Source organism: Mycobacterium sp. (assembly GCF_052143115.1).
GTDB lineage: Bacteria > Actinomycetota > Actinomycetes > Mycobacteriales > Mycobacteriaceae > Mycobacterium.
In genome coordinates this window covers 1-23,090 of the sequence record NZ_JBKQTQ010000226.1, presented here as the reverse complement: position 1 = coordinate 23,090, position 23,090 = coordinate 1, and the positions used below count along the sequence as shown (strand labels likewise).

Here is a 23,090-nt window from a genome sequence, read left to right as displayed (position 1 = left end):
GATGGCCTGGTGCATGCCCTCGTTGTAGCGCCGGCCGATCAGCACACGGCCGGTGAACTCGTCGACGATGAGCACCTCGCCGTCGCGGACGATGTAGTCCTTGTCGCGGGAGAACAGCTCTTTGGCTTTCAGCGCGTTGTTGAGGTAGCTGACCAGCGGTGAGTTGGCTGCCTCGTAGAGGTTGTCGATGCCGAGCTGGTCCTCGACGAACTCCACGCCAAGCTCGTGCACGCCGACGGTGCGCTTGCGCAGGTCGATTTCGTAGTGCACGTCTTTTTCCATCAGCGGCGCCAACCGGGCGAACTCGGGGTACCAGTTCGAAGATCCGTCGGCGGGCCCGGAGATGATCAGCGGAGTGCGGGCCTCGTCGATCAGAATCGAGTCCACCTCGTCGACGATCGCGAAGTTGTGCCCGCGCTGGACGCAGTCCTCCAGCGAGTGGGCCATGTTGTCGCGCAGGTAGTCGAAGCCGAATTCATTGTTGGTGCCATAGGTGATGTCGGCGGCGTACGCGACGCGCCGCTCGTCGGGCATCATCTGCGCGAGGATCACGCCGACGTCCAGACCGAGGAAGCGGTGCACCCGACCCATCCACTCGCTGTCGCGTTTGGCCAAGTAGTCGTTGACGGTGACGATGTGCACACCCTTGCCGCCGATGCCGTTGAGGTAGGCCGGCAACACCGAGGTCAGGGTTTTGCCTTCACCGGTCTTCATCTCGGCGACATTGCCGAAGTGCAGCGCCGCAGCACCCATCACCTGCACGTCGAACGGGCGCTGGTCCAGCACCCGCCAGGCCGCTTCGCGGGCCACCGCGAACGCTTCGGGCAGCAGGTCGTCGAGGCTTTCCCCGTCGGCGTGCCGCTTCTTGAACTCGTCGGTCTTGGCCCGCAGTTGAGCGTCGGTGAGTTTCTCGACGTCGTCGGACAAGGTGTTGACATAGTCGGCCACTCGCTTGAGGCGCTTGACTATGCGACCTTCACCGAGGCGTAGCAACTTACTCAGCACAGCTTTGTCCCCTACGGATCGGAGTCTCGGGCGCCCTCCATCCTAGGCGACGAGCTGGCGATAGCCGCCGATCGTCAGGCGAGGCGGATCAGCCCGTAGTCGTAGGCGTGCCGACGGTAGACCACCGACGGGCGTTCGGTCTGCTTGTCGTAGAAGAGGAAGAAGTCGTGGCCGACCAGCTCCATCTCGTAGAGCGCGTCGTCCACCGACATCGGCTTGGCCGGGTGTTCCTTGGTGCGCACCACCCGACCCGGCTCGTGGTACTCGTCGACGCCGTCGTGGTCCGGCGCGCCGGTGACGTCGGTCTCGAAAGCCGGCTCGGGCGGCACGGGCGGCACAGTGGCGGTCGCGGCGGCCAATGAGACCGGGGTCTTGTCGCCGTAGTGGACTTTGCGGCGGTCCTTGACGCGACGCAGCCGGCTTTCCAGCCTGGCGACGGCGGATTCGAATGCGGCGTAGAAGCTATTTGCGCACGCTTCGCCGCGAACCACCGGCCCGCGGCCGCGAGCGGTGATCTCGACATGCTGACAAGACTTGCGTTGGCGACGGTTGCGTTCATGGTCGAGTTCGACATCGAACAGATAGACGGTCCGGTCGAACCGCTCTAAGCGGGCGAGTTTCTCCGAGACGTAGATGCGGAAGTGGTCGGGTATCTCGACGTTGCGGCCCTTGACCACGACCTCGGCGTGCGATGTCGGTTCGTCCGGCTCGTCGGCTGCTGTCGGTAGTTCGGCGACAAGCTGACCGGAATCCACGGTTTGCCTTGACATACTTGACAACTCGTTTCTCTCGCGTAGCACGCACGCGGCGTGCCCGGCTTTCAGATGCGCGCGCCGACGGGGTTTGGTGGTCTTTACCGTGGCCGCCCGCCGGTGCAAGGTGTCGAGAACTCACCCCCTACCCTCTTCGGTGCCGTGGCGCCTCGGTCTATTTCGGATGCGCCACCTTGAGGCGTTCATGGTGCTTGATCCCGACGGTAGACCGTCTGCGGGCAGAAGTTCCAGTGTTTTGATCCGTCTGTTGCGAGTTCTTCACGAATGCTCACGCGGCAGCTAGCGCCAGCACAGCCGACACCCGCGCTCCCGCGGTTTGCAGGACGCGGACCGATTCACGGGCGGTGGCGCCGGTCGTGACGATGTCGTCGACGAGCAGGACTTCGCCATCGGCCGGCACACGTCGGCGCGTCAGCAGCACCCTTCCAGCGATGTTGCGCTCGCGGGCGGCGCTACCCAGACCGGCCGAGTCGCGGGCCAGCGCCTTCATCCGCAAGGCACGCACCACGGTGATGTGCTGGTGGTCCGCGGTTGCCAGCGTCGCGATGCGGGTGACCGGATCACCGCCGCGGCGACGCGCTGCCCAGCTGCGGGTCGGCGCCGGAATGATCGTCAGCGGAACATCCAGCAGGCCCCACCCGAGCAGTCGGTGCACACCGAGCGCCAACGCCTGGGCCAACGGCGTGACGAGGTCGCTGCGGCCGCGATCTTTCATCGCGACGATCACCTGCCGGCGTGCACCGGCGTAGCGGCCGAGCGCAAACACCGGAACTCCGGGGTCGATGCGCGGGCTCACCACGCGCGGGGCGTCGGGACTCATGGCCAGCTCTCGGGCGCAAGCCTCACACCAGCGGGTCGACGGCGCCCCGCAGCCACCGCATTCCAGCGGAAGGACAAGATCGAGCACGGCGCAAGTGTGACGGCGGGGGGTGACAGCTGAAACGACTCAGCCGGGCAGCACCGGCATCGCCCCGGGCACCATGAACGGCGGCACGTCCAGCCAGCCCTGTGGCCCTTCCGCACCCGAGATCGACAGCTGCATGACCCCACGCGGATCGGCGACGTACACGATCGACGGATTGGCCGCGATCGCACCCACCGGCAGCTGCAGATTGCCGCTCGGGGCATCCGAGTTCACGCCGTCGATGTTGACGTAGGACACCGGGTGCGCAGCGTCGTTGCGACTCACCGCGACGTCGTCGTCGGTGCGCCACGACAACGACACCACCGAGGAGCCCAGCCCGAACCCGAGCCGCCGGGGGTAGGCCAACGCGAATTGGCCGGCCTGCGTCTGCTCGACGCTGGCCAGGATCACCTGGCCCTCGATGACCATCGCCGCCCGCGTCCCGTCCCGCGACAATTGCAGCTCGGCGATCACACCCGGGAAGTGATTGGACACCGCGGCCGAATCAACCGGAAGACGCGCAGGCTGACCCGAGGCCGTGCTTTCAATGGCACGCAACACGGTGTTGCCGTCGGCCACCACCCACACCGCATCGTCCAGGGACCAGGTGGGCCGCGACAAGCTATGCCCGTCAGCGGCTTCCACCGCCTCGCCGCCAAGATCGCCGATCCACAGCGATGCGGCCATATCCGGCGCGCCCGGCCGAAGCGTCACCACCGACGCCACCTGGTGCCCGCTGTGCGACAGCGCGGCTCCGGTCTGATCCGTCGTCCGCCCGAACGCGCCTGGGACCGGGTCGGAGCGCTGCCCGTCCAGCGAGACCAGCGCCCCGCCCACCAGCGCGTGCACCCCGGCCGCCGCGCCCTCCGCCACACCCGGGTCGGTGGCGGCGACGTCAGAGGGGTTCCACCCGGCCGCGAACCTTTCGTCCAGCGCGGCGCCGTCAGCGTTGATCACATACGGCCCTTTGATGTCGGCGCGCGCCAGGGTCCAGATGATCTGCGCGGCAAGCAATTCCTTGCTGTGCGGGTCGGCGACCGTCAACAGCTCCAGATCGATTCGGGCCCCGGCGTAACCGCGTCCGATGCCGCTCTTTCCGCCGTCGGCACGAGTCACCGGCCCGCGCAGCCGCAGCGGCGGGCCGAGCATGTTGCGGACGCTTTTGGCCATCTCCGGACGCGGACCGGCGATCAGCTTGGAAACCAGTTCGGTGGCCAACTGGTCACGATCGGCCACCGCGACATAACGCGGATCAGGAACGACCGTCTTGCCGGTCGGGTCCGCGAAATACAGCGTGTTGCGCTTATAGGTGGCCTGAAATTGCTGCCAGTCCAAGAACACCCCGTTGGGCAGGCGGTCGATGCGCCAGCCTCCCGGTGTCTTGATCAGCTCGATCGGAACGGGATCCGGCACTACTCCCTCAGCAGTCTCGAACACGCCCATATCCGACAGCGAACCAAGTTTATCTGCCCGCATAGCCACCGAAACCCGTTCGGCGCTGTGGGTTTCGACGAAGACGACGTGGTCGATCAGCAGCGCGCTACCGGCATCGTCCCAGGCGTTCGACGCCGACTGGGTGAGGAACTGGCGTGCCGCGAGGTGCCGGTTGGCCGGATCGGCTGTGGCTTTGAGGAATTCGCGCAACAGCATGTCAGGGTCCATGCCGGGCGTCGGCTTGGGCAGATTCGACGGTGCCGGTCGCTCGACGGTGCCGATGGCCTGCGGCGCCGACGCGCTCGGCACTCCGGCGCAGCCTGCGATCACGACGGCCAGGGCGATTAGCAGCGCGGTCAGTTGCCGCATCACGTGCCCCTCTCGGCGTGCTCTCGCGGCCGAAGCTGACGCTCCTTGCGTTCTGGGGCAATCGGTTTCATCGGCAGCGGACTGGTGGTGACCTTATGCCCGCGCACCAGCGGCAGCGTCAGCCGGAAGCAGGCGCCCTGGCCCGGCTCGCCCCAGGCCTCGAGCCGACCCTGGTGCAGACGCGCGTCCTCGACGCTGATCGCCAGGCCCAGCCCGGTCCCACCGGATCGCCGCACCCGTGACGGGTCCGAGCGCCAGAATCGGCTGAACACCAGCTTCTCCTCGCCGGGCCGCAACCCGACCCCGTAGTCGCGGACGGTGACGGCGACGGTGTCTTCGTCGGCGGCCATCCGGATGCGTACCGGCTTGTGCTCGGCGTGGTCGATGGCGTTGGCGATCAGATTGCGCAGGATCCGCTCGACCCGACGGGGGTCGACTTCGGCGATCACCTCTTCTGACGGCATGTCGACAATCAGCTGGACGCCGGCGTCTTCGGCTAGGTGACCCACATTGCCCAGCGCGCTGTTGACGGTCGCACGGAGGTCGACCGCCTCCACCGATAGCTCGGCCACGCCCGCGTCGTGCCGCGAAATTTCCAGCAGGTCGTTGAGCAGCGTTTCGAACCGGTCCAGCTCGCTGACCATCAGTTCGGTGGAGCGCTGCAGTGCCGGCTCGAGGTCCTCGCTGTGGTCGTAGATCAGGTCGGCGGCCATCCGGACGGTGGTCAGCGGGGTGCGCAGCTCGTGGCTGACATCAGAGGTGAACCGGCGCTGCAGGTTACCGAACTCTTCGAGTTGGGCGATCTGCCGCGAGAGGCTTTCGGCCATGTCGTTGAACGACACCGCCAGCCGGGCCATGTCGTCTTCGCCGCGGATCGGCATCCGCTCGGACAGGTGCCCCTCGGCGAACCGCTCGGCGGTGCGCGCCGCGGCACGCACCGGCACCACCACCTGCCGCGTGACCAACCATGCGATACCGGCCAGCAGCACCATCAACACCAGGCCGCCGGTGGCCATGGTGCCGCGGACCAATGCGATCGTGCTCTGCTCGTTGCCTAGCGGGAAGATCAGGTACAGCTCGAGGTTGGTCACCCGCGACGACGTCGGGGTGCCGATGACCAGCGCCGGACCCGAGAAGCCGTCGGTGTGCACCGTCGCGTACTGATAGGCCACCTGCCCGGCCTTGACGAACTCGCGCAGCGCAGCGGGCAGCTGGTCCACGGGCCCGGCTGCCGCCGCGGGCCTCGGGCCGTACCCGGGTACCACCAGCACCGCGTCGAACGCACCGGCCAGACCGGCACCGGAGGTCGGATCGGTTTTCGACGTCAACGTGTTGCGGGCGAGCTGCAGGCTGCTGTCCAGCGAGCGCGCCTCTTCCCCGCTGACGACCCCGCTGACCGTGTTACGGGCCCGGTCGATCTGCTCGGTGGCGGCACGGACTTTGACGTCAAGAACGCGGTTGGTGACCTGGCTGGTCAGCACGAAGCCGAGCACCAGGATCACCGCCAAGGACATCCCGAGCGTTAATGCAACCACCCGAAGTTGCAGCGAGCGGCGCCAAGCGACGCCGACAACTCCACTCAACGCAGCCATGCCCCGCATGAACGGGCCAGAACGACCCGACCGACCGCGAATGCGCGGCTTCGCGCCCCACATCAGAAGCGCCGCTCGCCCCCGCTTCGCGACGTCCGCTGTGAGTCGTCGCGGGCGGTCACGGAGGTCCGGCCTTGTAACCCACTCCTCGAACGGTCAGCACAACGGTCGGGTTCTCCGGGTCTTTTTCGACCTTGGCCCGCAGACGCTGGACATGCACGTTAACCAAACGCGTGTCCGCCGGATGACGGTATCCCCACACCTGTTCGAGCAGCACATCACGAGTAAACACCTGGCGGGGTTTACGCGCCAACGCCACCAGCAGGTCGAACTCCAGCGGCGTCAGGGAGATCTGCTCGCCGTTGCGAGTGACCTTGTGCGCCGGCACATCGATGTCCACGTCGGCGATCGACAGCATCTCGGCGGGCTCGTCGTCGTTGCGCCGCAGCCGTGCTCGCACCCGGGCGACCAGCTCCTTGGGCTTGAACGGCTTCATGATGTAGTCGTCCGCACCCGACTCCAGGCCCAAGACCACGTCGACGGTGTCAGTCTTGGCGGTGAGCATCACGATCGGGACACCGGAATCGGCGCGCAGCACCCGGCATACGTCGATGCCGTTCATACCGGGCAACATCAAATCCAGCAGCACCAGGTCGGGGCGCAGCTCGCGCACTGCGGTGAGCGCCTGGGTGCCATCACCGATGACCGCGGTGTCGAACCCTTCACCCCGCAGCACAATGGTCAGCATCTCGGCCAGCGAAGCGTCGTCGTCGACCACGAGAATCCTTTGCCTCATGGCGTCCATGGTGTCACCAGATCGCGATAAAACGGAGCTGCCACACGCGCGTTTCTTGCCCGAATACCACAGCTCGTGGCATTAGGCCGTCAACCTGGCCGCCAGCTGGCCCGCGTCGACGTCGACATCCACCACCAGCCAACGCCCGCCCCAGCCGGCGGCCGCCAGGCCGGAATAGACGGCGCCGGTGCGTTGCTGGAGCTCGTTGTCGCGTTCGTAGGCGTCACGCGACCGGCTGGCATCCTGGCGGGCCCGGTCGCAGGCGCGCTGGCTCGCCAGCTCAGTCGAAACGCCAAGCAGCACTTGCCAATCCGGTGCAGGAAGCCGCAACCGGTGGTATTCCATCTGGTACACCCAGCCAACCACCTCGCCGTCGGCGTCTTGGTGCAGGCGGGCGGCACTGTAGGCCGCATTGGACGCCACGTAACGATCCAGAATCACCACATCGTGGTCATCGCACAGTTCCCGGATCTGCGCAGCGGCGCCGGCACGATCCAGCGCGAACAGCATCGCCATCGCATGCACCGACGACGCGAGGTCACCGTGCTGGCCGTGCAGCGCCTCGGCCGCCACGTCGGCGGCCACCGACTGCCCGTATCGCGGGAACGCCAGCGTGGCCACCCTCTGCCCGGCGGCTTCGAAGGCCGCACACAGACCCTGCGAAAGTGTCCGCTTGCCGGCGCCGTCGACGCCCTCGATGGCGATCAGCACGGCGCGAGCCTATCCCGTGCGGACCCGATCGATGCTGCTCAGTAGCGGTAGTGGTCCGGCTTGTAGGGCCCGTCGACGTCGACGCCGATGTAGTCGGCCTGCTCCTTGGTCAGCTTGGTCAGCTCGCCGCCGAGTGCGGCGACGTGCACGCGAGCGACCTTCTCGTCGAGGTGCTTGGGCAGCCGGTATACCTCGTTGTCGTACTCGTCGTTCTTGGTCCACAGCTCGATCTGGGCGATGACCTGATTGGAGAAGCTGTTGCTCATCACGAACGACGGGTGCCCGGTGGCGTTACCCAGGTTCAGCAGCCTGCCCTCGGAGAGCACGATGATCGACTTGCCGGTGTCCTTGAAGGTCCACAGGTCGACCTGCGGGCGGATGTTGGTCTTGGTGGCGCCGGACTTCTCCAGCCTGGCCATCTGGATTTCGTTGTCGAAGTGGCCGATGTTGCCCAGGATCGCCTTTTCCTTCATGGCCTTCATGTGCTCAAGCGTGATGATGTCCTTGTTGCCGGTGGTCGTGATGACGATGTCGGCCTCGCCGATCACGTCGTCGACCCGCTTGACGTCGTGGCCCTCCATCAGCGCCTGCAACGCGTTGATCGGGTCGATCTCGGTGACGGTGACGCGAGCGCCCTGACCGGCCAGCGACTCGACACTGCCCTTGCCGACGTCGCCGTAGCCGCAGACCAGCACGTTCTTGCCGCCGATGAGGACGTCGGTGCCGCGGTTGATGCCGTCGATCAGCGAGTGCCGGCAGCCGTACTTGTTGTCGAACTTCGACTTGGTGACCGAGTCGTTGACGTTGATCGCCGGGAACGCCAGGTCTCCGGCAGCGGCGAACTGGTAGAGCCGCAGCACGCCGGTGGTGGTCTCCTCGGTGACGCCCTTGATCGACTCGGAGATCTTGGTCCACTTGTCCTTGTCGGTCTCGAACCGGTGGCGCAGCAGGTTCAGGAACACCCGGTGCTCAGCCGAGTCGTCCTCTTCGTCGGGCGGCACCACACCGGCCTTCTCGTACTGCGCGCCGCGCAGCACCAGCATGGTGGCATCCCCGCCGTCATCGAGGATCATGTTGGCCGGCTCATCGGGCCAGGTCAGCGCCTGCTCGGCGGCCCACCAGTACTCCTCGAGCGTCTCACCCTTCCAGGCGAAGATCGGCACGCCCTTCGGCTCCTCCGGGGTGCCGTGCGGGCCGACGACGACCGCGGCGGCGGCGTGGTCCTGGGTGGAGAAGATGTTGCACGAGGCCCAACGCACTTCGGCGCCCAACGCGACCAGCGTTTCGATGAGCACCGCAGTCTGCACCGTCATGTGCAGCGAGCCGGAGATCCGGGCGCCTTTGAGCGGCTGCACGTCGTGGTATTCGCGGCGCAGCGACATCAGACCCGGCATCTCGTGTTCGGAGAGCTCGATGTCGCGGCGGCCGTAATCCGCCAACGACAGGTCGGCGACCTTGAATTCGATGCCGTTGCGGACGTCGGGACTCAGCGAGTGCTCGGTCGTCGTCATGTGGTGGGCCCAATCCTTCGTCGATGAACTAGTTAGCTTGCATATATATTAGTCCCGACGCAGTGCTGACCTCGTGCCGGGTCAGTCGGGCTCGATGACACCGTATCGTTCCGCGGCCGGCGTCATCAGCCGAGCCAGATCCGCGGCGACGTCGTGGTCGGCCTCCGGTGGCATCGACACGTAGCTCATCGCCAGCCGCACGATGGCGCGGGCCAGCATCCCGGCATCGTCCTCACTGGCCTTCACCCAGCTGTGCATGAACGACGACGTCAGCCGGGCTGAGCAGTGCGTGATGATCGGCCCGCTGTCGGTGGTGATGATCTGCAGCAGGTCGGGTTTGGCCACACCGCTCAGCAGCGAGATGACCAGCGGGTCGGCCGCCGATTCCGAGAAGAACGCCCGAAATCCCTGCAGGAAGGCGGCGTAGACGTCGCCGACGTTGGAATAGATGGCGTCTTCGACGGCGTTCACCAATCGATCGGCCAGCCGCAGCGCATAGCCATGAGCCAGACCTTGCCGCGAGCCGAACTCGTTGTAGATGGTTTGGCGGCTGATGCCCGCCGCGCGGGCCACGTCGGCCAGCGTTATCGCCGACCAGTCGCGGCTGAGCAGCAGTTCCCGCATCGCGTCCAGCACCGAATCACGCAGAAGGGCCCGTGACGCCTCGGCGTAGGGGACCCTTCTCACATTCGCGACAGTAGTCGCCGGCGCGCTGGTCACGAACGAGCGACTTCCACCATCTCGAAGTCGGATTTCGCTGCGCCGCAGTCCGGGCAGCTCCAGTCTTCGGGGATGTCATCCCAGCGGGTGCCGGGCGCGATGCCGTCTTCCGGCCAGCCTTTGGCCTCGTCGTACTCAAAGCCGCACTGCACGCACACGAACAGTTTGTAGTCACTCATTTCGTTACCTCCATCAATTGTCCGATTCTCCCCCGCAAGCGGGAGGTGCCCCCACCTCGTGCCGCTTGCGGCACGCATCGTCATCGGACCTCCAAGATGTCGAAGTCGATCTTTTCGCGTACCGCGCAGTCGGGGCAGCACCAGTCTTCGGGTATTTGCTCCCAGCGGGCTCCGGGTGGAAATCCTTCTCGTGCAGCGCCTTTGGCTTCGTCGTACACGTAGTCACAGCCCGTGCAGCGGTAGGCGGTCATCACGCCACGGCCCCGTAGCGGGCCAGGATCTTCTCCCGTCGGCGCGGTTGCACGTTGACCCGGGTGATGTCGCCGCCGTAGTGGGCGAGCACCCGGTGGTCCATCAGCTTGCGCCACAGCGGCGGGAAGTAGGTCAGCCCGATCAGCGCGGCGTAGCCACTCGGCAGATTCGGCGCCCCGTCCATGCTGCGCAGCGTTTGGTAGCGGCGGGTCGGGTTGGCGTGGTGATCGCTGTGGCGCTGCAGGTGGTAGAGGAACAGGTTGGTGACGATGTGGTCGGAGTTCCAGCTGTGCTCGGGGGTGCAGCGCTCGTAGCGTCCGTTGGCGTTCTTCTCCCGAAGCAGCCCGTAGTGCTCGAGGTAGTTGACGGCCTCCAGGAGGCTGAAGCCGAAGACGGCTTGGATGATCAGGAACGGGATTAGCGCCGAGCCGAACAGCGCGATCAGCACGCCCCACAACACCACCGACATCAGCCAGGCGTTGAGCACGTCGTTGGAAAGATAGGTCTTGGGGTTCCACGGGCTGGCACCCTGCCGGCGCAGCCGCTGTGCCTCCAGCCGCCAGGCCGAGCGCAGACTGCCGAACACGCTGCGGGGCAAGAACTCCCAGAACGTTTCACCGAAGCGAGACGACGCCGGGTCTTCGGGCGTGGCCACCCGCACGTGGTGGCCGCGGTTGTGCTCGATGTAGAAGTGCCCGTAGCCGGTCTGCGCCAGGGTGATCTTGGACAGCCAGCGCTCCAGCGAATCCTTCTTGTGTCCCATTTCGTGCGCGGTGTTGATCCCGACGCCGCCGAGAGCCCCGACCGACAGCGCCAGGCCGATCTTGGCCGGCCAACTCAGCGGCCCGTCGTAGCCCAACCAGCTCAGGTTCGATGCGGTGAACAGGCACGCGCCCAGAATCATGCTGAGGTACTGGAAGGGGATGAAGGCGTAAGTGCAGTAGCGGTAGTACTTGTCGTTTTCCAGCCAGTCCATCACCTCGTCGGGCGGGTTCTGCCCGTCGGAGCCGAACCGCAGGTCAAGCGCCGGCAACAGCACGTAGAGCAGGATCGGACCGATCCAGAACAGCACCTGCGAGGCGGTCTGCCAACCGAACTGGTTCATCGCCCACACGATCGGCAGGATTGTCAGCAGCAGCGTCGGGACGATCAGTCCCATCAGCCACAGATAGCGCTTCCTGTCCTGCCAAGTAGAAGCATTCGGGCGTAGTCCGGTGGTCATATGGCCAATCTCCTCGTGAGTTGGAGCACTTGAGGTTGGACAATAATACTCTCTGCGTCTTCTGTCTAGACATAGAGCGTTATTTTGTAAAGTAGCTATGCCGGATCGAGCGCCGAGTCCATCTCGGTTTCGTCGGCCTGCCGACTGGCCAGCACCGAGTGCCGACGGCCATAGCCCAGGTAGATGGCGATACCGGCGATCATCCAGAGGCCGAACCGCACCCAGGTGATGACGGTCAGGTTGACCATCAGCCACACACACGCGCACACCGACGCGACCGGCAGCAGCGGCACCAGGGGGGTGCGGAACCCCCGAGGCAGGTCCGGGCGGGCGCGGCGCAAGACGATGACGCCGGCGGACACCAACAGGAACGCGAACAAGGTCCCGACGTTGACCATCTCTTCGAGTTTGTCCGTCGGGAACGCCGAGGCAGTGGCTCCGACCAGGAACGCGACGAGCGCGGTGATCCGCACCGGGGTGCCCCGGGCGCCGGTCTTGGCCAGCCGCCGCGGCAACAACCCGTCGCGCGCCATCGCGAACACCACCCGGCATCCGCCGAGCACCAGCACCATCACCACCGTGGTGAGCCCGGCGAGCGCGCCGATGGAGATGATGCCGGAAGCCCAGTGCACCCCGTTGACCGCGAACGCGGTGGCCAGGTTGGCGTGATGTCCATCAGGGGTGGTCTTCAGCGCGGTGTAGGGAACCATCCCCGAGAGCACGACCGACACCGCCACGTAGAGGACTGTGACGATGCCCAATGTGAAGAGGATGCCCCGGGGGACGTCGCGCTGCGGGTTTTTGGTCTCCTCGGCCATGGTGGCCACGATGTCGAACCCGATGAACGCGAAGAACACGATCGACGCTCCCGCGAGCACCCCGTACCAGCCGTAATGGCTGCTGTGTGCGCCGGTGAGCAGCGAGAGCAAGGACTGATCAATGCCGGTGCCGGCGTGGTCGGCCTCGGGCGGCGGTATGAACGGCGAGTAGTTCGCGGTCTTGATGTAGAAGGCGCCGACGACGATCACCAACACCACCACCGACACCTTGATCGTGGTGACCACGATAGAAAAATGCGACGACAACTTGGTGCCTAATGCGAGCAGGGTGGCCACCAGCGCGACGATCAGCAGCGATCCCCAGTCCAGCTTAAACGACCGGAGATCGATTGTGCCGCTGGTTAACCCGAATACCGTGTCCAGGTAACTCGACCATCCCTTGGCAACGACGGCGCCGCCGATGGCCAGCTCTAACACCAGGTTCCAACCGATCGTCCAGGCCAGGAACTCACCGAAGGTGGCGTAGGAAAACGTGTAGGCGCTGCCTGCCACCGGCAGCATCGACGCAAATTCGGCGTAGCACAGCGCCGCCAGCCCGCAGGTGATTGCGGCGATGAGAAACGAGATCCAGATCGCCGGTCCGGTGATGTCTCCCGCGGTTGATGCGGTGACGGTGAAGATGCCGGCTCCGATCACCACCGAAACCCCGAAGACCGCCAGGTGCCACCAGCTGAGGTCCTTGCGCAGCTGGGCACCCGGCTCGTCGGTGTCGGCGATCGATTGTTCGACCGACTTGGTGCGCCAGCGACCGGCCATGCACCGGGACAGTACCGAGTACTGTGCGGGAATGCGTGGGGAGAGCATGACGGGAAACGGTCGAGGGCACGCTGTCGTCATCGGGGCCAGCCTCGCGGGGTTGTGCGCGGCGCGGGTTTTGTCCGATTGCTATGACCGGGTCACGGTGTTCGAACGCGACGAGCTTCCGAGCACACCCGTCAACCGCACGGCGGTCCCCCAGGGCCGGCATGTTCACCTTCTGATGGCCCGTGGCGCCCGCGAATTCGACGGGCTGTTCCCCGGTCTGCTCGACGACATGGTGGCAGCCGGCGTTCCCATCCTGGAGAACCGACCGGACTGCATCTACTTCGGCGCGGCCGGCCACGTACTGGGCACCGGGCACACGTTGCGCGACGAGTTCACCGCCTACGTGCCCAGCCGTCCGCACCTGGAGTGGCAGATCCGGCGCCGGGCCCTTGCCATCGCCAATGTCGAACTTCAGCAGCGTTCGGTACGCGAACCGCGGTTTGACGCCGGTGAGCAGCGGGTGACCGGGGTGTTGCTGGATTCCGGTGACACTGCGGACCCCGAGTTCGTCGCGGCCGATCTCGTCGTCGACGCGGCCGGACGCGGCACCAGGTTGCCGGTGTGGCTGGAGCAGTGGGGATATCAGCGCCCGCCCGAAAAGACGGTCGAGGTGGGCATTGGCTATGCGTCGCATCAGTTTCGGCTGCCCGAGGGCGCGATCCGGGAGAGGGTGATCGTTGCCGGCGCATCCCGGCACCAGCCGCTCGGGCTGGGCCTGCTGGGCTACGAGGACGGCACCTGGACGCTGACTACCTTTGGTGTCGCGAAAGTCGAACCACCGCATACTTTTCCGGAGATGCTGGCGCTCGCCAGAAGGATTCTGCCGCAACGGATCTCCGCCGGCCTGGAACTGGCCGAGCCCGTCGGCGAGGTGGCTTTCCACCGCTTCCCCACTAGCCGGTGGCGCCGCTACCACAAGCTGGACCGCTTCCCGGCCAGGATTCTTCCGCTCGGCGACGCCGTGGCCAGCTTCGACCCCACCTTCGGACAAGGCATGACGATGACCTCGCTGCAGGCCGCTCATCTGCGCCGAGCCTTGGCTCAGGGCGCCGACGAGGACCTGGCCCGCGACGTGAATCGAGCCACCGCCAAAACCACCTACCCGGTGTGGATGATGACCGCGATCGGCGACTTCGCCTTCCACCATGCGAGCGGACAGCAGCCCCGTTGGTACCGGCCGGTGGGCAACCTGTTCGACCAGTTCCTCGGAGCGGCGGAAACCGATCCGGTTCTCGCCGAATGGTTCTTGCGCAGGTTTTCGTTGTTGGACAGCCTCTACATGGTGCCCTCTGCCACGCTGGTCGGTCGTACTATCCGGCACAACATGCGGCTGTGGCTCGCCGAGCGCCGCGCGGGGCGGCCCGAACGCCGCGGCGCGTTGGCGCCGCACTGATTTATGCGCCGCTCCTCAGCATCGCTACGTCCCCCTCGCCGCTGCGCGGCTGGGGGTGCCCCCACTGCATCGTCGCCGGCGCGGATCACAGGCCGACGGTGGCCCGGAATATCTTGGTCGGTTCGTGGGCGATCATGCGGATGGGCCCGTCGTCGGCAGCCACCCACGCGGCGGCGCCGCGAGTGAGCTGCACTGCCCCGGATTTTCCGGACACAGTCGTCGAACCCTCGGTGCACAACAGGATCTGCGGCCCGTCGTGACGCGACGGAGCGTCGACTTCGTGGCCTAGCTGGTCGTCGCCAAGTGTCAGCATCGACGCCGCGAATTCGTCGGCGGGGGTGTCATAGATCAGCCCGAGCCCATCCCGGTGTGTCGGCGCACGTAGTTGAGACTCGGGGGTGGGGGTGAAATTCAGCACCCGTAACAGCTCGGGAACGTCGACGTGTTTCGGAGTCAGACCACCACGTAACACGTTGTCGGAGTTGGCCATTACCTCCAGCCCGACACCGCGCAGGTAAGCGTGCAGGTTTCCGGCCGACAAGAAGATCCCCTCACCGGGATCGAGGGTTATCCGGTTGAGCAGCAACGCCGCCAGCACACCGGCATCGTCGGGATACCGTTCACCCAACTCCAGCACGGTCTTGGCTTCGGCCGCGAACTCTTTTGCGCCGCAACTTACGTAGTGGATGGCGCCATCCAGCACGGCGGACACCAGAACGTCGATGTCGGGCTGTGGCGCGGTGATCCAAGTGGTGAACAACGCGCGCAGGCCGTCGGCATCGGACTGGTCGTTCAACAAATCGATGTATGGATCCAGGTCGGACACCGCCAGGGCGCGCAACAGTTCGATGGTCCGGGCCGCGGGACGGAATCCGGCCAACGCCTCGAACTGCTGCAGCGCCACCAACAGCTCGGGCTTGTGGCTGCCGTCGCGGTAATTGCGCACCGGCGACGTGACCGGAATGCCGAGCCGCTCCTCGCGCAGGTAACCCTCGGCGGCTTGCTCGGCGCTCGGATGCGCCTGCAGCGACAACGGTTCGTCGGCAGCCAGCACTTTGACCAAGAACGGGAGCACATCGCCGAACCGGGCGCGGGTCACCGAGCCCAGTTGCCCTTCCGGGTCGGCGGCCAGCGCCTGCAGCAGCGAGACTTCTCCGTCGGGATTTTCCAGCCAAGCCGGATCACCGGGGTTGGCACCGAGCCAGAGCTCCGCTTCTGGGTGCGCCGCCGGAACGGGACGCCCGGTGAATTCGGCGATGGCCGTCCGCGATCCCCACGCGTACGTCCGTATCGCACCCCGTAGCAACTGCACTGTCTACCTATCCCCGCACCAGCCGCAAATAAACCGCCGCCATCTCCAATCGAACAGCCAATATAGCCAGTTGCTGCTCGGCCCGTTGGGCACCGACAGGCGCTGTGCTGACACCCGGCCCCTCCGGCACATCCTCAGCGCCGACGATGTCGACGTCGTCAAGCTGAGCGACCCGAGACGCCACGACCGTGCGTTCGGCATCCAGCGTCAACGCCAGCACCCGCAGCCGCTCGGCGACCGGGCCGTCGATCTCCTCGTCGTGAAACAAAGCCTCCACCGGGTCGACGGACCCCGACTCGGCGACGGCGCGCAGTGCCACCAAGGCGTCGGCGAGTCCGGCGGCGGCGGTTACCTGGTTGGCGATCCGCAGCAGAACAGAAGACCCGTGCCTGGCCAGTGCCAGGGTCGCGGCACAGTCCCCGGCCAGCACGACGCGGCGCCGCGACATCCGCTCGACCAACGCCTTCGCCGGATTGGTGAACACTTCGCGGCTGGCGCTGTTACGCAGCGCCTCCGCGTCCAGCTCGTCGGCCAGCGCGGCCAGGTCCACACCCAGCTTGGGATCGACGCTTTGCAGCGCAGCCAGCCCGGCGGCCAGATACCGGCACAGACCGAACTCGTCGGCGACGGGGAGCCGCGGCGCCATTACCGCGGCCCGGCCGGCCGTGGCTTCTCGTAGCGGGCCGTCGTAGGGCGCCGCCACGACAACCCGCGCACCGCGGCGCACTCCGCTCGCGGCGGCGCCGACCAGCGCCGGATCGCCGGGGTCGTCGCCGGCCACGATCAGCACGTCGAGCGCGCCGATCCACGGTGGCGCCTCGGCGACGACCACGATCGGCGCGGCCGCCCAACTACCCAACGTCGCGGCCAGCATGGTGCCTGCGGTCTCAGCAGTGCCTCGCCCGGCAACCCAGATCAGGGTGCGCGGACGGTCATCGCCACGCAAGGCGTCGAGAGCACCCTCATCAAGCGTGGCCGCGGCCGCGCGCACCTGCGCGCCCGCCGTCGACGCCGCCCGCAACAGCCCCTCGCGATCCGCGGCCAGCAGGGCTTCGGTGTCGTCGAGGTCGATCGTGGCCTGGGTCGCGTTCACGTCGCGGTCTCCACCTGACCTACGGCCTGCTGGCGAATCTCGTCGGCAACCTGGGCGACCACCGCTTCCACGTCCTCGACGCAACGTCCTTCCACATTCAGCCGCAACAACGGCTCGGTGTTGGAGGTGCGTAGGTTGAACCAGCTGCCCTCGCCGAGGTCCACCGTCACCCCATCCAGATGATCGATGGATTGAATGCGGCCGCCGAACGACTTCAGCACCGCCTCGACACACGACGTTGCGTCGGCCACGGTGAAGTTGATCTCGCCGGATGACTCGTAGCGCTGGTAATCGGCGGTCAGCTCCGACAGCGGCCGCTGCTGCTCGCCGAGCGCGGCCAGCACGTACAGCGCGGCCAGCATCCCGGAATCGGCGCCCCAGAAGTCACGGAAGTAGTAGTGCGCCGAGTGTTCACCGCCGAAGATCGCACCGGTGTCGGCCATCAGCGCCTTGATGAAGGAGTGCCCGACCCGCGATCGCACCGGCGTGCCGCCGCGCTCGACCACCAACTCCGGCACCGCGCGCGACGTAATCAGATTGTGAATCACGGTCGCACCGATTTCCCGGCTGAGTTCGCGGGCGGCGACTAGAGCGGTCACCGTCGACGGCGATACCGGTCGGCCGCGCTCGTCGACGACGAAACACCGGTCGGCATCCCCGTCGAATGCCAGCCCGATATCGGCGCCGCTGTCCTGCACGTAGCGCTGTAGGTCGGTCAGGTTCGCCGGATCCAGCGGGTTGGCCTCGTGGTTGGGAAACGTCCCGTCGAGCTCGAAGTACAACGGCAGCAGCGTGATCGAGTTGATCGCATCCAGCACCGCCGGCGCGGTGTGGCCGGCCATGCCGTTGCCCGCGTCGACGGCCACCCGAAGCGGACGGAGCGTCGAGGTGTCCACCAGCGAGCGCAGGAATTCTCCGTAGTCGGCCAGCACGTCTCGATCGGCGACGGCGCCTGTCGGCCCTTGGTAGGCGGGAATTCCGGCAATCAGGTCATCACTGATGGTGGTCAACCCGGTTTCTGCGCCGACCGGTTTGGCCCCCGCCCGGCACATCTTGATGCCGTTGTAGGCGGCTGGGTTGTGGCTTGCGGTGAACATCGCACCAGGGCAGTCCAGAAGTCCGGAGGCGAAATAGAGCTGATCGGTGGACGCCAAGCCGATGCGGACCACGTCGAGACCCTGGCCGGTGACCCCGGACGCGAATGCGGCCGCCAGCGACGGCGAACTGTCCCTCATGTCGTAGCCGATGACGACTTGGCGCGCGCCCTCGCCGCCCATCAACTTGCCAAACGCCGCGCCGACATCGGTGACGAACGGCTCGTCGATCTCCGCACCGACCAGACCTCGCACGTCATAAGCCTTGATCACACGGTTAACAGCCGCGGCGGGCCGAGACATCAAGGGGCTCCTGACGACGAGGAATCTTCGTCCGTCAGCCTAGCCCGGTGACGATGCGGAGCGGCACGGTCTGCTGAGGAGCCGGGCAATCAAAATCAGCCCGGCACGGTTACTAGTCGGGGGGTCGGGCAACACCCGGAAGTGGCCGCGTCGGCGTCCGGTGCCGGCCGGGCGCTGACCGGCAGCGAGCCAACACATTCGGTCCGCTGGGCGGACCGACTCCTTCGGCCATCCCGGGTTCCGGCGTTCAATTCAAGAACGCCCGGGACGCTGATCCACGACGATCCCCGGGATTAGCCGCCGGGAGGAGAAAGCCATGGGAGCGATCAACGTTCTCATCGTCGGTGACGGTCCTTTCATGGATAACTCCCCTCCGGCGCTCGGCATCAATTTCGCCCCGAAAAAGGATTCAACGGACGGCACCTTCACAGTCACGGAATTCCGTTACCTGCTCAACACCGGCGCCGTGCCGTCGATTGCGCTCGAAACCGCGCATCGCCGCAACGCGACATATCCGAACTTCGTGTTCACACCGGCCAACATCGTCAAGTGCGACGTGCTGTGGCAGTTCGGCTATAAGGAGTGATGAGCATGACCGCACCGAGCAAGGTTTCGGGCTCGCCCCGCAATGCAATTCGCGCCCGCGACGTGTTGCGGGCCCGCAGATTTCCCGTCAGCGATGGCGCACCTGTCGAGGTCGTCGAAAGCAGCCCCAGCATCGCCGGGAATGGTCGCGTCGCTGGCTTGCGGTCTGACCATCCGGCCCGCGTTGGCGGTGTGCAGCTATATCCCGCATCTGCCGTGGCCGTTCGGTCTCGTCGACTTCGCCTCCCGGGTGTTGCTTCCCGCCCCAGGAACCATCCGGGCGACGGTCGATTGCCGCACGCCACCGCGCAGCTGGTGCGCGCGCCCGGCGTGTTACCGGCCGACGGCAAGCGACGGCTGGTGCTCTACCTGCACGGCGGCGCGTTTTTGACCTGCGGGGTCAACTCGCACAGCAGGATCGTCAACGCATTGCCACCCATTTCGTCGCCGGCATAGGCACCGGTGGGACGATCACCGGCGCCGGGCGCTTTGCCCGTGGGGCTGTTCGCACCGGATTAGTCGGTGGGGTCGGGCAACACCCGAAGATGGCCGCGTCGGCGCCCGGTGCCGCCGGAGCGCTGCCCGGCCGGAGCAAGCACGCCACCGGAGGGTGGCGCGGTCGGCGCACCGCCATGCTGGCCGACGAAATCGTGAAATCCGTTGACCGGCGGACCGCCGGCGACGGCATCGCGACCCTCGCGCACCGCCTCGGCCAGCGCGATCAGATCATCCTCATCGGGGTTGGTGGCCAGCGGGCCGGAGTGGCGGACGAGTTCCCAGCCGCGCGGCGCGGTGATGCGACCGGCGTGGCTGACGCATAGGTCCCAGGAGTGCGGGTCGCGTGAGGTTGCCAGCGGTCCGATCACCGCCGTCGAGTCCGAGTAGACAAACGTCAGCGTCGCCACCGCGTAATGCGGACACCCGGGCCGGCAACAGCGACGCGGAACGTTCACGTTCGAGAGGTTATCGTGCGAAAACGTCCCCGCAGCGCCGGACACGCGCATTCGCCCGAGCCACGATGTCCAACCGTTACCATCGCCGGGTGAGCGATTCGCGCAGCTCTCGCCCCGACCGACACCCGGCGAGCCGAAGAGTCTCGCGCCGCGGCCGCGAGATGCGCGGGCCGCTGCTGCCGCCGACAGTGCCCGGGTGGCGCAGCCGCGCCGAGCGCTTCGACATGGCCGTGCTCGAGGCCTATGAGCCCATCGAGCGACGCTGGCAGGAGCGATTGTCAGAGCTCGACGTGGCGGTCGACGAGATCCCACGGATCTCAGCGAAGGATCCCGACAGCGTGCAATGGCCGCCCGAAGTTGTCGCCGACGGGCCGATCGCACTGGCCCGGTTGATCGGGGCCGGCGTCGACGTGCGCGGAAGCGCTACCCGGGCGCGAGTTGTGTTGTTCCGCAAGCCGATCGAGCGGCGAGCGAAGGACACGGTCGAACTCGCCGAATTGCTGCACGAAATCCTGGTGGCCCAAGTGGCTACCTATTTGGACGTCGAACCCTCGGTCATCGACCCGACGATCGATGACGAGTGAGCCGTGCGGGCGATCGCAAGCTCGGCGTAGCCGAGCGCAGCGGGTCGCCCGCCGACTAACCGCGTCAGATAATTCCGCGCTTGAGGCGGCGGCGTTCCCGCTCGGAGAGCCCGCCCCAAATGCCGAACCGCTCGTCGTGAGCTAACGCGTAGTCGAGGCATTCCGCCCGGACCTCGCAGCCCAGGCAGATTTTCTTGGCCTCACGGGTGGAGCCGCCCTTTTCGGGAAAGAACGCCTCGGGGTCCGTCTGCGCGCACAACGCGCGGTCTTGCCACTGGTCGGTGGTGACCGGTTCGGGGTCAAATACTTCGACCGCATCGGGAACAGGAACCAAACTCAAATGGGGCCTTGCCGTTGCCCCAAGCATTGTCGAGCCGGTAGTGGTGTGCGGTGTGCCTCCCATTACGCCCCGAAGGTGCTCATAGGACATGCTCCGCCTCCCCTCACTTGTGTCGTTTGATCGTGAATGTCACCACTGTTTTGATGTCGGCCATCCCAATTCGAACAAATGATCGAATCTCGGTCTGCGACACCGAATCCGGCCGGCCAACCGAAATGACACTGGTGTGATTACACACGGGTAAGGAACGCTTTGCAAGCGATTCGGCGGATTTCCATACCATCTCGTGATCAATTTTTTGCGACACTGCAGCCGTTGCCGCCTTGGCGTGTCGCTCACACCCCCGACCGGACCCGTCCCAAGCACCCCGCCGCGCGTACTGTCGTGCGATGTGAAGGTCACGGTTCTGGTCGGCGGAGTTGGCGGCGCCCGCTTTCTGCTCGGCGTCCAACGGCTGCTCGGTCTGGGCCAGTTCGCCTCCGGGCGTGGGCTTGCCGGCGACCACGACCTGACCGCGATCGTCAACATCGGCGACGACGCGTGGATGCACGGCGTGCGGATCTGTCCCGATCTGGATACCTGCATGTACACCTTAGGTGGAGGTGTAGACCCGCAGCGCGGCTGGGGTCATCGCGACGAAACCTGGCACGCCAAGGAGGAACTGGCTCGCTACGGCGTGCAGCCGGACTGGTTCGAGCTCGGCGACCGCGATTTGGCTACCCATTTGGTGCGCAGCCAGATGCTGCGGGCCGGCTACCCGCTGTCGCAAGTCACCGCGGCGCTGTGCGACCGCTGGCAACCGGCAGCCACGCTGCTGCCCGCCAGTGACGACCGCTGCGAAACCCACGTGGTCATCACCGATCCCGTCGACGACAGCCAACGCGCTATCCACTTCCAGGAATGGTGGGTGCGCTACCGCGCGCAGGTGCCGACGCACAGTTTCGCGTTCATCGGCGCTGAAAAGGCCCACGCCACAGCTGAAGTCACAGAAGCCATCGGCGACGCCGACATCATCCTGGTGGCACCGTCGAATCCGGTGGTGAGCGTCGGCGCGATCCTGGCCGTCCCCGGTATCCGCGGAGCATTGCGGTCGACCGACGCCCCGATCGTCGGCTATTCCCCGATCATCGGGGGAAAACCGTTGCGCGGCATGGCAGATGCGTGCCTTTCAGTGATCGGCGTGCCGTCGACCGCAGAGGCGGTGGGGCACCACTATGGCGCGCGAGCAGGCACCGGCATTCTGGACTACTGGCTGATACACGAGGGCGACCACGCCGAAATTGACGGCGTTGCGGTGCAGTCGGTGCCGCTGCTGATGACCGATCCTGCGGCGACGGCGGCGATGGTGAGCGCCGGCCTGGACCTCGCGGGTGTGGCAGCGTGAGCGCGCCGGCGACCGGCGGCGAGCACGGCACTGCGTCAGCGGTTGAGATCCTGCCGGTCACCGGATTGCCCGAATTCCGGCCCGGCGACGACCTGGGCGCCGGGATCGCCGCGGCAGCGCCCTGGCTGCGCGACGGCGACGTGCTCGTGGTCACCAGCAAGTTGGTGTCCAAATGCGAGGGCCGGCTGGTGGAAGCGCCTGACGACCCTGAGGAGCGAGATGCGCTGCGGCGCAAGCTCGTCGATGCGGAAGCTGTCCGCGTGCTGGCCCGCAAGAACCGCACGCTGATCACCGAGAACAAGCTGGGCGTCGTTCAGGCCGCTTCCGGCGTGGACGGCTCTAACGTTCATGCGGGCGAATTGGCGCTGTTGCCAGTCGATCCCGACGCCAGCGCTGCGGCCCTGCGCGCCGGGCTGCGCGAGCGGCTGGGGGTCACCGTCGGCGTCGTGGTTACCGACACCATGGGCCGCGCGTGGCGCAACGGCCAGACCGACGCTGCGGTCGGCGCGGCCGGCTTGGCCGTGCTGCACAGCTACGCGGGCGCCGTCGACCGGCACGGCAACGAATTGCTGGTCACCGAGGTCGCGATTGCCGACGAGATCGCCGCCGCCGCCGATCTGGTCAAGGGCAAGCTGACCGCGATACCGGCGGCCGTCGTGCGCGGGCTGTCTGGCGGGGTCGTCTCCGACGTCGGCGACACGGCGCGCCACCTCGTGCGCTCCGGGACCGACGACCTGTTCTGGCTGGGCACCGCCGAAGCCGTGGAGCTGGGCCGCCAGCAGGCCCAGCTATTGCGCCGCTCGGTGCGCCAGTTCGCCGACGAGCCGGTGCCGGCGCAGCTCATCGAGGCCGCCGTCGCTGAGGCGCTCACCGCGCCGGCCCCCCACCACACCCGGCCGGTGCGCTTCGTCTGGCTGCAGACATCCGCGACTCGGCTG

22 protein-coding genes and 2 pseudogenes are annotated in these 23,090 nt (G+C 66.5%); 6 read left to right on the top strand and 18 right to left on the bottom strand.

The window, feature by feature from the left end:
* The 13 genes and pseudogenes from ACLQI9_RS22560 to ACLQI9_RS22500 all read right to left on the bottom strand — a co-directional run.
* A pseudogene (locus ACLQI9_RS22560) lies at positions 1 to 1,005 on the bottom strand (preprotein translocase subunit SecA); the annotation flags it as partial.
* Between the two features lie 74 nt (positions 1,006 to 1,079).
* On the bottom strand, positions 1,080 to 1,760 hold the full coding sequence (gene hpf / locus ACLQI9_RS22555) for a ribosome hibernation-promoting factor, HPF/YfiA family (protein ID WP_442382737.1): 681 nt from the start codon (positions 1,758 to 1,760) through the stop codon (positions 1,080 to 1,082).
* Positions 1,761 to 2,046: 286 nt separating this feature from the next.
* Complete coding sequence (locus ACLQI9_RS22550) at positions 2,047 to 2,685, bottom strand: ComF family protein (RefSeq protein WP_442382727.1); 639 nt, start codon at positions 2,683 to 2,685, stop codon at positions 2,047 to 2,049.
* 39 nt (positions 2,686 to 2,724) lie between these two features.
* Complete coding sequence (gene lpqB / locus ACLQI9_RS22545; RefSeq protein ID WP_442382726.1) at positions 2,725 to 4,485, bottom strand: MtrAB system accessory lipoprotein LpqB; 1,761 nt, start codon at positions 4,483 to 4,485, stop codon at positions 2,725 to 2,727.
* Positions 4,485 to 6,140 carry an MtrAB system histidine kinase MtrB gene (mtrB, locus tag ACLQI9_RS22540; protein ID WP_442382725.1) on the bottom strand — a complete coding sequence of 552 codons (1,656 nt, stop codon included), beginning with the start codon at positions 6,138 to 6,140 and terminating at the stop codon, positions 4,485 to 4,487. The genes lpqB and mtrB overlap by 1 nt, the downstream gene beginning before the upstream one ends.
* A 55-nt stretch (positions 6,141 to 6,195) precedes the next feature.
* Complete coding sequence (gene mtrA, locus ACLQI9_RS22535; protein WP_422227130.1) at positions 6,196 to 6,882, bottom strand: two-component system response regulator MtrA; 687 nt, start codon at positions 6,880 to 6,882, stop codon at positions 6,196 to 6,198.
* Positions 6,883 to 6,954: 72 nt separating this feature from the next.
* Positions 6,955 to 7,584 carry a dTMP kinase gene (locus ACLQI9_RS22530; RefSeq protein WP_442392225.1) on the bottom strand — a complete coding sequence of 210 codons (630 nt, stop codon included), beginning with the start codon at positions 7,582 to 7,584 and terminating at the stop codon, positions 6,955 to 6,957.
* A gap of 38 nt (positions 7,585 to 7,622) precedes the next feature.
* On the bottom strand, positions 7,623 to 9,095 hold the full coding sequence (ahcY, locus tag ACLQI9_RS22525; protein WP_442382723.1) for an adenosylhomocysteinase: 1,473 nt from the start codon (positions 9,093 to 9,095) through the stop codon (positions 7,623 to 7,625).
* Between the two features lie 81 nt (positions 9,096 to 9,176).
* Positions 9,177 to 9,815, bottom strand: a complete 639-nt coding sequence (gene alkX / locus ACLQI9_RS22520; RefSeq protein ID WP_442382722.1) for a TetR family transcriptional regulator AlkX — start codon at positions 9,813 to 9,815, stop codon at positions 9,177 to 9,179.
* Positions 9,812 to 9,994 carry a rubredoxin gene (locus ACLQI9_RS22515; RefSeq protein WP_260744282.1) on the bottom strand — a complete coding sequence of 61 codons (183 nt, stop codon included), beginning with the start codon at positions 9,992 to 9,994 and terminating at the stop codon, positions 9,812 to 9,814. The genes alkX and ACLQI9_RS22515 overlap by 4 nt, the downstream gene beginning before the upstream one ends.
* 80 nt (positions 9,995 to 10,074) lie before the next feature.
* Positions 10,075 to 10,245, bottom strand: coding sequence for a rubredoxin (locus ACLQI9_RS22510; protein WP_442382721.1), 171 nt, complete (start codon positions 10,243 to 10,245; stop codon positions 10,075 to 10,077).
* Entirely contained in the window at positions 10,245 to 11,468 is a 1,224-nt protein-coding gene (locus ACLQI9_RS22505; RefSeq protein WP_442382720.1) for an alkane 1-monooxygenase, read from the bottom strand. Before ACLQI9_RS22505 ends, ACLQI9_RS22510 begins: the two co-directional genes overlap by 1 nt.
* 95 nt (positions 11,469 to 11,563) lie before the next feature.
* Positions 11,564 to 13,063: an amino acid permease gene (locus ACLQI9_RS22500; protein WP_442382736.1), complete on the bottom strand. Its 1,500-nt coding sequence runs from the start codon at positions 13,061 to 13,063 to the stop codon at positions 11,564 to 11,566.
* A gap of 46 nt (positions 13,064 to 13,109) precedes the next feature.
* On the opposite strand from ACLQI9_RS22500, the gene ACLQI9_RS22495 reads away from it, so the two are divergent.
* Positions 13,110 to 14,504 (top strand): FAD-dependent oxidoreductase, encoded by a 1,395-nt coding sequence (locus ACLQI9_RS22495; protein ID WP_442382719.1) that lies wholly within the window; start codon positions 13,110 to 13,112, stop codon positions 14,502 to 14,504.
* 85 nt (positions 14,505 to 14,589) lie between these two features.
* On the opposite strand, the gene manA is transcribed toward ACLQI9_RS22495, so the two are convergent.
* The 3 genes from manA to ACLQI9_RS22480 are packed head-to-tail and all read right to left on the bottom strand — an operon-like array spanning position 14,590 to position 18,306.
* The gene (gene manA, locus ACLQI9_RS22490) at positions 14,590 to 15,816 is read right to left on the bottom strand and encodes a mannose-6-phosphate isomerase, class I (RefSeq protein ID WP_442392224.1); all 1,227 of its coding nucleotides are present in this window, start codon (positions 15,814 to 15,816) and stop codon (positions 14,590 to 14,592) included.
* A gap of 7 nt (positions 15,817 to 15,823) precedes the next feature.
* Positions 15,824 to 16,909: a TobH protein gene (locus ACLQI9_RS22485; RefSeq protein ID WP_442382717.1), complete on the bottom strand. Its 1,086-nt coding sequence runs from the start codon at positions 16,907 to 16,909 to the stop codon at positions 15,824 to 15,826.
* Positions 16,906 to 18,306, bottom strand: coding sequence for a phosphomannomutase/phosphoglucomutase (locus ACLQI9_RS22480; protein ID WP_442382716.1), 1,401 nt, complete (start codon positions 18,304 to 18,306; stop codon positions 16,906 to 16,908). The genes ACLQI9_RS22485 and ACLQI9_RS22480 overlap by 4 nt, the downstream gene beginning before the upstream one ends.
* Positions 18,307 to 18,622: 316 nt before the next feature.
* Here ACLQI9_RS22480 and ACLQI9_RS22475 point away from each other — a divergent pair, with 316 nt between their 5' ends.
* Both ACLQI9_RS22475 and ACLQI9_RS22470 read left to right on the top strand, forming a co-directional pair.
* Entirely contained in the window at positions 18,623 to 18,892 is a 270-nt protein-coding gene (locus ACLQI9_RS22475; RefSeq protein WP_442382715.1) for a hypothetical protein, read from the top strand.
* A 5-nt stretch (positions 18,893 to 18,897) separates the two neighbouring features.
* Positions 18,898 to 19,323, top strand: a pseudogene (locus tag ACLQI9_RS22470) (esterase); the annotation flags it as partial.
* 83 nt (positions 19,324 to 19,406) lie between these two features.
* Here ACLQI9_RS22470 and ACLQI9_RS22465 read toward each other — a convergent pair.
* Positions 19,407 to 19,844, bottom strand: coding sequence for a DUF3499 domain-containing protein (locus ACLQI9_RS22465; protein ID WP_442382714.1), 438 nt, complete (start codon positions 19,842 to 19,844; stop codon positions 19,407 to 19,409).
* A 161-nt stretch (positions 19,845 to 20,005) separates the two neighbouring features.
* Between ACLQI9_RS22465 and ACLQI9_RS22460 the strand changes: the two genes are divergently transcribed.
* Positions 20,006 to 20,428, top strand: coding sequence for a metallopeptidase family protein (locus ACLQI9_RS22460; protein ID WP_442382735.1), 423 nt, complete (start codon positions 20,006 to 20,008; stop codon positions 20,426 to 20,428).
* A 64-nt stretch (positions 20,429 to 20,492) separates the two neighbouring features.
* On the opposite strand, the gene ACLQI9_RS22455 is transcribed toward ACLQI9_RS22460, so the two are convergent.
* Complete coding sequence (locus tag ACLQI9_RS22455; protein ID WP_442382713.1) at positions 20,493 to 20,858, bottom strand: WhiB family transcriptional regulator; 366 nt, start codon at positions 20,856 to 20,858, stop codon at positions 20,493 to 20,495.
* Positions 20,859 to 21,159: 301 nt separating this feature from the next.
* On the opposite strand from ACLQI9_RS22455, the gene cofD reads away from it, so the two are divergent.
* Positions 21,160 to 22,152 carry a 2-phospho-L-lactate transferase gene (gene cofD / locus ACLQI9_RS22450; RefSeq protein WP_324436160.1) on the top strand — a complete coding sequence of 331 codons (993 nt, stop codon included), beginning with the start codon at positions 21,160 to 21,162 and terminating at the stop codon, positions 22,150 to 22,152.
* On the top strand, positions 22,149 to 23,090 hold a 942-nt coding region (locus ACLQI9_RS22445), incomplete at its 3' end, for a coenzyme F420-0:L-glutamate ligase (protein ID WP_442392223.1). The genes cofD and ACLQI9_RS22445, both read left to right, overlap by 4 nt.

Coding starts and splice junctions, on each gene's coding strand:
- lpqB (WP_442382726.1), bottom strand. CDS start 4,485: ATGCGGCAACTGACCGCGCTGCTAATCGCCCTGGCCGTCGTGATCGCA.
- mtrB (WP_442382725.1), bottom strand. CDS start 6,140: ATGTGGGGCGCGAAGCCGCGCATTCGCGGTCGGTCGGGTCGTTCTGGC.
- mtrA (WP_422227130.1), bottom strand. CDS start 6,882: ATGGACGCCATGAGGCAAAGGATTCTCGTGGTCGACGACGACGCTTCG.
- ahcY (WP_442382723.1), bottom strand. CDS start 9,095: ATGACGACGACCGAGCACTCGCTGAGTCCCGACGTCCGCAACGGCATC.
- ACLQI9_RS22515 (WP_260744282.1), bottom strand. CDS start 9,994: ATGAGTGACTACAAACTGTTCGTGTGCGTGCAGTGCGGCTTTGAGTAC.
- ACLQI9_RS22510 (WP_442382721.1), bottom strand. CDS start 10,245: ATGACCGCCTACCGCTGCACGGGCTGTGACTACGTGTACGACGAAGCC.
- ACLQI9_RS22505 (WP_442382720.1), bottom strand. CDS start 11,468: ATGACCACCGGACTACGCCCGAATGCTTCTACTTGGCAGGACAGGAAG.
- ACLQI9_RS22500 (WP_442382736.1), bottom strand. CDS start 13,063: ATGGCCGGTCGCTGGCGCACCAAGTCGGTCGAACAATCGATCGCCGAC.
- ACLQI9_RS22495 (WP_442382719.1), top strand. CDS start 13,110: ATGACGGGAAACGGTCGAGGGCACGCTGTCGTCATCGGGGCCAGCCTC.
- ACLQI9_RS22480 (WP_442382716.1), bottom strand. CDS start 18,306: ATGTCTCGGCCCGCCGCGGCTGTTAACCGTGTGATCAAGGCTTATGAC.
- ACLQI9_RS22475 (WP_442382715.1), top strand. CDS start 18,623: ATGGGAGCGATCAACGTTCTCATCGTCGGTGACGGTCCTTTCATGGAT.
- ACLQI9_RS22460 (WP_442382735.1), top strand. CDS start 20,006: ATGCGCGGGCCGCTGCTGCCGCCGACAGTGCCCGGGTGGCGCAGCCGC.
- ACLQI9_RS22455 (WP_442382713.1), bottom strand. CDS start 20,858: ATGTCCTATGAGCACCTTCGGGGCGTAATGGGAGGCACACCGCACACC.